This window comes from Desulfocurvus sp., assembly GCF_023230885.1.
In the GTDB taxonomy this organism is placed as follows: Bacteria; Desulfobacterota; Desulfovibrionia; order Desulfovibrionales; family Desulfovibrionaceae; genus Desulfocurvus.
Map to the genome: position 1 here is coordinate 1 of NZ_JALNWM010000202.1, position 6,506 is coordinate 6,506.

9 protein-coding genes and 1 pseudogene are annotated in these 6,506 nt (G+C 70.2%); 7 read left to right on the forward strand and 3 right to left on the reverse strand.

Features of this window, described 5'->3' with window-relative positions; all coding sequences use genetic code 11:
• A pseudogene (locus M0P34_RS12835) lies at positions 1-204 on the reverse strand (hypothetical protein); the annotation flags it as partial.
• Positions 205-411: 207 nt separating this feature from the next.
• On the opposite strand from M0P34_RS12835, the gene M0P34_RS12840 reads away from it, so the two are divergent.
• The 3 genes from M0P34_RS12840 to M0P34_RS12850 are packed head-to-tail and all read left to right on the forward strand — an operon-like array spanning position 412 to position 830.
• Positions 412-540 (forward strand): hypothetical protein, encoded by a 129-nt coding sequence (locus M0P34_RS12840; protein ID WP_291499763.1) that lies wholly within the window; start codon positions 412-414, stop codon positions 538-540.
• A gap of 3 nt (positions 541-543) precedes the next feature.
• Positions 544-675 (forward strand): hypothetical protein, encoded by a 132-nt coding sequence (locus M0P34_RS12845; protein WP_291499765.1) that lies wholly within the window; start codon positions 544-546, stop codon positions 673-675.
• Positions 672-830, forward strand: a complete 159-nt coding sequence (locus M0P34_RS12850) for a hypothetical protein (protein ID WP_291499767.1) — start codon at positions 672-674, stop codon at positions 828-830. The genes M0P34_RS12845 and M0P34_RS12850 overlap by 4 nt, the downstream gene beginning before the upstream one ends.
• On the opposite strand, the gene M0P34_RS12855 is transcribed toward M0P34_RS12850, so the two are convergent.
• Both M0P34_RS12855 and M0P34_RS12860 read right to left on the reverse strand, forming a co-directional pair.
• Positions 827-1,705: a hypothetical protein gene (locus M0P34_RS12855; RefSeq protein ID WP_291499769.1), complete on the reverse strand. Its 879-nt coding sequence runs from the start codon at positions 1,703-1,705 to the stop codon at positions 827-829. The two genes, M0P34_RS12850 and M0P34_RS12855, sit on opposite strands and share 4 nt — an antisense overlap.
• Before the next feature lie 24 nt (positions 1,706-1,729).
• Positions 1,730-2,137, reverse strand: coding sequence for a bacteriohemerythrin (locus M0P34_RS12860; RefSeq protein WP_291499771.1), 408 nt, complete (start codon positions 2,135-2,137; stop codon positions 1,730-1,732).
• A 152-nt stretch (positions 2,138-2,289) separates the two neighbouring features.
• On the opposite strand from M0P34_RS12860, the gene M0P34_RS12865 reads away from it, so the two are divergent.
• From M0P34_RS12865 to M0P34_RS12880, 4 genes are all read left to right on the forward strand, one after another.
• Positions 2,290-3,153 (forward strand): hypothetical protein, encoded by an 864-nt coding sequence (locus tag M0P34_RS12865; RefSeq protein WP_291499774.1) that lies wholly within the window; start codon positions 2,290-2,292, stop codon positions 3,151-3,153.
• A 137-nt stretch (positions 3,154-3,290) separates the two neighbouring features.
• A complete protein-coding gene (hcp, locus tag M0P34_RS12870) occupies positions 3,291-4,916 on the forward strand; it encodes a hydroxylamine reductase (protein WP_291499778.1) in 1,626 nt (541 codons plus the stop codon).
• Between the two features lie 383 nt (positions 4,917-5,299).
• On the forward strand, positions 5,300-5,776 hold the full coding sequence (locus tag M0P34_RS12875) for a NapC/NirT family cytochrome c (protein WP_291499780.1): 477 nt from the start codon (positions 5,300-5,302) through the stop codon (positions 5,774-5,776).
• Positions 5,769-6,506 (forward strand): ammonia-forming cytochrome c nitrite reductase subunit c552 (locus M0P34_RS12880; RefSeq protein WP_291499783.1); only part of this gene is annotated, 738 nt, incomplete at its 3' end. The genes M0P34_RS12875 and M0P34_RS12880, both read left to right, overlap by 8 nt.

A 6,506-nucleotide genomic window follows, 5' to 3' on the forward strand; every position in this document is an offset into this window, starting at 1 on the left:
CATGGTCAGGGGCGCGCCCTTCCAGCGGGCGGCGGCCATGCGCTGGGCCACGCCCATGCCGTCGCCGATGAACAGGAACACGAAGCGCGGCGCCCCGCCCGCCCCGGCCCGGGCCGGAACAAGAGCCAACAGCAGGACGGCCGCCAGGACAAGGGGAGCCAGGACGGCGGCGCGCGCCGCCCGGCGCGCGCGGATCACGGACATGTGCGACTCCTTGGGCGATGGGTTGGGGCGAAGGGCAAACGGGAAAGGCGGCACGGACGGTGGGGGGTCCGTGCCGCCCGGTCCGCCGGGGCCAAACGGCCGGCGGAGGTGGCGGAGGTTTCCGCCCTGCGGGGTGTGCCGGGAACCACGCTACCCCGGGCGGCCCGGCGGCGCATGGCGCCCGGGAGGCGGAACCGTGAAAAACGCGTGACGCCGCCCCGGGGCGGCCTTGCCCCGGCCGGGGCTTTGGCGCATAGTCCGGGCATGGACGCCGACAAGGACCTGAGCATCCCCTGCCCGGCCTGCGGCGGGCGGGCCGTGCTCACCGGACGCTGAGCCGTGGCCCGGGTGGCCTGCACGGGCTGCGGGCTGACACTGGACGCGCGCCGCTGCCGCGAGGCCATCGAGGCGGCGCGCGACGCGCCCCTGGGCGCGCGGGAGCACACGGACCACAACAAGGAGGAGCCATGAGCTGGCTGCTGCTCATGCTGGCCGCCGCCGGGGCGGTGTACTACCTGGTTCGCGCACGAAACCAGTCGCGCGCGCGGTTCGAGGAGGTCCTGCGCCGGGAGGCCGAGGCGCGGGAACGCGACGGCCGGGGCCCCGGCCCGGGGCGGCGGGTCTAGCCGCGCCGGGTGGTGTCGTCCGCGCACGCCAGGCGCTCGAAGGCCAGGTTGCACACATAGGTCAGCACCACGGCGAAACCCGCCGCGGCAACCCCCAGGGCGGCGTTGATGAACGGCGGCGAGGACAGGGCCAGCCGGATGATCAGCGTGGTCAGCGCCAGGCCCGAGTTGCGGAACATCGAGTGGAAGGATTGCAGGTAGCGCTGGGAAAGCAGCACGATGAAGATGTCGGAGAAGATGAGCACCGTGTAGAAGACGTGGAAGAAATCCACCAGCTCCACGCCGCGGAAAAACGCCCAGCCGTTGTACAGCCCGAGCCCGCAGAAGGAGCTGAGCAGCACCAGGGCCAGGACCTTCTTGGTGACCACGAAGGCATAGAGCCCGGCCCCGTCGCGCACGGTGTCGCCGCCCCGGGGCATGCGCGCGTAGACCCCCAGCAGGAAAAAGACGGCCAGGGCCCCCACCCCGTCGGCCAGGATGCGCAGCAGGGTTTCCATGTCCTCGGGATAGCGGATCATGGAGTGCAGGTTCACCAGCTCCTTGAAGGAGTTGCGCATGAGGATCAGGGCCAGGATCTCGAACTGCTTGCCCACCGAGCGCGAAAACGAGCGCGGCAGCACGAAGACCATGCTGATGACCTCGACCACCAGCACCAGGGTGAAGGCGAAATTGACGGCGTAGAACAGGTTGGTGGGCAGCAGGCGCGCCAGGTGCCCGCCGAGCAGGCCCAGGCGGTTCAGCTCGATGGCCACCAGGGCCCCGATGAAGGCCAGGACGAGCAGCACGGCCACGCGCTGGGCGGTGCGCTCCCGCTCCCAGAAGCAGTGCAGCACGTCGAAGACGTGGGCGCCCGCCTCAAGCAATCGATAGCCCAACGACACCGCTTCGCTCCACCGGGGCTAGGCCACGCCCCGCCTGTTGAGGTAGGCCCCGAGCCCCATGTCGGTGCCCCTGACGTGCGCCTCCAGCCAGCTCTTGAGAAAGGCCGGAAAGTCCTCGCACAGCTGCGGGTCGTCCGCCAGGCACTGGCCGAGGAAGTCCACCGCGCGCAGGCTGCACCGCATGTGCTCCTGGATGTGCGCGTCCATGCCCGCGTACTCGTAGGCGTCCATGTAACGCTCCTCGGTGGCGAAATGATGGCGCGTGTAGTCGCAGAACTCCTCCACGGCCGCCAGCATCTCGTGGGGCGCGAGGCAGGCCTCGCGCATGGCGCGCAGGGTGTCGGCCAGGGCGAACAGCCGCCGGTGCTGCTCGTCGATCTCGGCCACGCTCACGCTCAGGCTCTCGTCCCACCGGATATGCGTCATTTCCGCTCCCTTGCCCCCGGGCCCACGGGCCCGGGCAAAATTCCGCGCCACGGGCCCCAGGATAGCGGCAGGCCCCGCCGAAAGCAAGCCGGACGCCTTGCGCCCCGGCACCGACTGGGGCATAGTCCGCCAAGCATCACGCCGGAGCGTCCATGACCAAGACCACCCTGTCCGACGATATCCGCCGCCTGGAAGAACTGCGCGACGAGGGATTCCTCAGCGAGCGCCAGTACCTGCGCGAGCTGCACGAGGCCATGACCCGCCACGAGCGGGAGATCGTCCCCGACCGGGAACCCTCCCCGGACGCGACGGAACTGGCCGCCCACAGCGACCCCCGGCCCTTCGACCCCGACGACGCCACCCGCCCCGAGACCCCGGCCCTGCACCTGGAGGACGGGCCGGACGCCCCCGGGCGCGACGCCCCGCGGGAGGCGCCCCTCGAACTGGAGGACCCCGGGGCCGGGGCAGGCCCCGGGCGGGTCATCGTGCGCGGCAAGTCGCCCTGGGACGACGACCCCGCCGCAGGCCCCGCCCTCCAGGCGCCCCGCCCCCGGGACAAGGGCGCCGACGCCGTCTTCGAGCAGGACGCGGCCAAGGCCCAGGCCGAGGCCCGGCGCCGCGAAGCCATCGCCCGCATGGCCGAACAAACCAACCGCACCCTGCGCCGCAAGCGCAACCCGGATGTGGCCCTGCTGCTGTCCCTGCCGTGGGCGGGCCTGGGCAACCTGTACATCGGCCAGCTGGGCACGGGCATGGCCTTCGCCCTGGTGGGCGGCGCCTGCTGGATCGGCCTGGCCTACGGCATCTACGACCTGGCCTGGGTCCTCCTGCCCCTGGGCCTGCTCTCCGGCGCCCTGGCGCGCAAGACGGCGGATCAGCGCAACCGCGCCATCGACGCCATGACCACCGCCCGCATGCGCATGCAGCCCAAGGTCACCCGGCTGAACCTGGACAGGAACCTGCGCGCCGCCGCGCCCCAGTCGCCGCCGCAGCCGCCGCCCCAGCGGGAAAGCTGACGCCCGCCGCCCGGCGCGTGTTTTTCCCTGCCCCCTTGACCCACGTCAAACCATCCACGCCCCGGACCCCGTACTCCTGAGCATGACGGCGCGTGCCGTCGCCGCGAGCAACGCACCATCCAGCCAGGAGGAACACCATGTTTTGCTACCAGTGCGAGCAGACCGCCAAGGGCGTGGGCTGCGACAAGTTCGGCGTGTGCGGCAAGGGGCCCGGAGTGGCCGCCCTGCAAGACCTGCTGACCTACGCCGTGCGCGGCCTGGCCGTGGTGGCCCACGCCGGGCGCGCCGCAGGCGTCGTGGATCCGGCGGCCAACCGCTTCACCGCAGAGGCCCTCTTCAGCACCCTGACCAACGTCAACTTCGACCCCGAGCGCTTCGAGCGGGTGCTCATCCCCAGGGCCCTGGAGCTGCGCGAGGGCCTCAAGGCCGCCGTGGCCGCCGCGGGGGGGCCGTCGGCCTTTGCCGAGCCCGCCGCCAACTGGACGCCCGATCCGCTGACGCCCCTGGCCGACCAGGCCGAGGCCTTCGGCCTGGACCGCGACCACAGCGCCGACCCCGACGTGCGCAGCGTGCAGCACATCGTGCTCTTCGGCCTGCGCGGCGTCGCGGCCTACGCCGACCACGCCGCCATCCTCGGCCAGGAGGACGACGCGGTCTACGCCTTCATGCACAAGGCCCTGGCCGCCGTGTACGACTCCAGCCTGGACCTGGGCGCCTGGGTGGCCCTGGCCCTGGAAACCGGCGCCGTCAACCTGCGGACCATGGAGCTGCTCGACGCCGCCAACACCGGCACCTACGGCCACCCCGTGCCCACCGCCGTGCCCCTGGGGCCCAGGGCGGGCAAGGCCATCCTCGTCTCCGGCCACGACCTCAAGGACCTGCGCGACCTGCTGGAGCAGACCCGGGACACGGGCATCACCGTCTACACCCACGGCGAGATGCTGCCCACCCACGGCTACCCCGAGCTCAAGAAGTACCCCCACTTCCACGGCCACTACGGCACGGCCTGGCAGAACCAGCAGAAGGAATTCGCCGCCTTCCCGGGCGCCATCCTCATGACCACCAACTGCATCCAGAAGCCCACCTCCTACCTGGACAGCATCTTCACCACCGGGCTGGTGGGCTGGCCCGGCGCCCGCCATGTGCGAAACGGCGACTTCGGCCCGGTCATCGAAAAGGCCCTGGCCATGCCCGGCTTCCCCGCCGACGAGGACAAGGGCTCCGTGCTCACCGGGTTCGGGCACAACGCCGTGCTCGGCGTGGCCGACAAGGTCATCGCGGGCGTGCGCTCGGGCGCCATCCGCCACTTCTTCCTGGTGGCGGGCTGCGACGGCGCCAAGCCCGGGCGCAACTACTACACCGAGTTCGTCGAGAAGGTGCCCGCCGACTGCGTGGTGCTGACCCTGGCCTGCGGCAAGTTCCGCTTCTTCGACAAGCAGCTGGGCGACATCGGTGGCATCCCGCGCCTGCTCGATGTCGGCCAGTGCAACGACGCCTACTCGGCCATCCGCATCGCCACGGCCCTGGCCGGGGCCTTCGAGTGCGGCGTCAACGACCTGCCCCTGTCCATGGTCCTGTCCTGGTACGAGCAGAAGGCCGTGGCCATCCTGCTGACCCTGCTGCACCTGGGCGTCAGGAACATCCGCCTGGGCCCGAGCCTGCCCGCCTTCATCACCCCGGCGGTGCTGGACTTCCTGGTCGCGACCTACGGCATCCGGCCCATCGCCACCCCCGACGAGGATCTCAAGGCCATCCTCGGCTAGGGGCCGGCCGCCCGAGGCCGAAATCCCAGGGCCGCAGCGCAAGCGCTGCGGCCCTTTTCCTGTCCTTCCCCTGTTTTTCCGACGATTTCACGCGGAATTTGACCCAGGTCAAATTCTTCCAAGCGCAAGGATTGCTATATTTTGCGCAATCCGCTCTCCCAGCCCGACCACCGGCGCCGGGCCCGGCGCCGGTGGGGCGGCGCGGGGCGGGGCACGGGCCTCCGGCATTCCGGCATCCGTTTCCGCTTCCACAAGCCGCCCGATATGTGGCAGGGTATGAACGAAAAAGCGCCGGGCGGCGGCCCCGGCGCGCAGCGCACGAGCCTTGCGGGCCCAGCCGGGCCCGAGCCCATACCTTTTCACCGCATGAGGAAGGAGGATGTATGACCCGGACCAAGGACAGCACACCCTGGCGCGGCCTGCGCCGGGCCCTGCTCCCGGCCCTGGCGGGCATGCTGCTGGTGGTCGGGGCGGCCCTGGCCATGCACGCCACGGACCAGGCGCCGTTTTGCGGAGCCTGCCACTCCATGGCCGAGGCCGCGCTGACGCACAAGCGCTCGGTGCACGCGGAGCAGGCCTGCAACGAATGCCACGCCCCGCACAACCTGGCGGCCAAGCTGCCCTTCAAAAGCAAGGAGGGCCTGCGCGACATCTGGGCCACCGCCACCAGCACCATCCCGGACCTGATCCATCCCGGAGGGGACACTAGGCGCGTGACCCAGGAGAACTGCGAGCGCTGCCACAGCGCCACGACCTCCACGGTCATGATGCAGAGCAAGGAGTTCTGCACCGACTGCCACCGCCATGTGCCCCACAGCCCCAAGATCCCCGTAGCCAAGAGGAGCGCCGCCGATGCGTAACGTGAAGATCCTGTGCGGCATGCTGGTCGCGGCCTGGGCCCTGGCCCTGGCCGCCTGCACCGCCGACGTGTCCGACCCCAAGACTCCGGAGTTCAAGACCGACCTGCCCGAAAAGGAAATCCGCAACTCGCCGTTCAAGAAGGAATTCCCGCTGCACTACGAGACATTCCTGCGCAACGACGAATCCGAGATCATGACCGAGTACGGCGGGTCCGTGGCCTACAACAAGAACGACGACGTGAACCCCCTGCCCGAGGGCTACAAGCACGCCCAGCCCTACCTGAAGAACCTCTGGCTGGGCTACCCCTTCAGCTACGAATACCGCGCCGCGCGCGGCCACACCTACGCCCTGAAGGACATCCTGCACATCGACCGCATCAACCTCTACGCCGAAAAGGGCGGCATGCCCGCCACCTGCTGGAACTGCAAGACCGCCAAGATGAACGAATTCGTCGGCGAGTACGGCGACGAGTTCTGGGCCAAGGATTTCAACCAGTTCCGCGAGCAGGTGGACATGGACGACAACACCATCGGCTGCGCCAACTGCCACGACCCGCGCGACATGGAGCTGCGCCTGTACTCCGTGCCGCTCAAGGACCACCTGGCCGCCGAGGGCAACTGGGAGCTCGCCCCGGCGCAGGGCCACCGCAGGATCATGAGCGGCCTTGGCGGCGGCATGACCGTGTGTTTCCTCGGTAGCGTGCTGCTCTTCTCGGACTGGATGTACGCC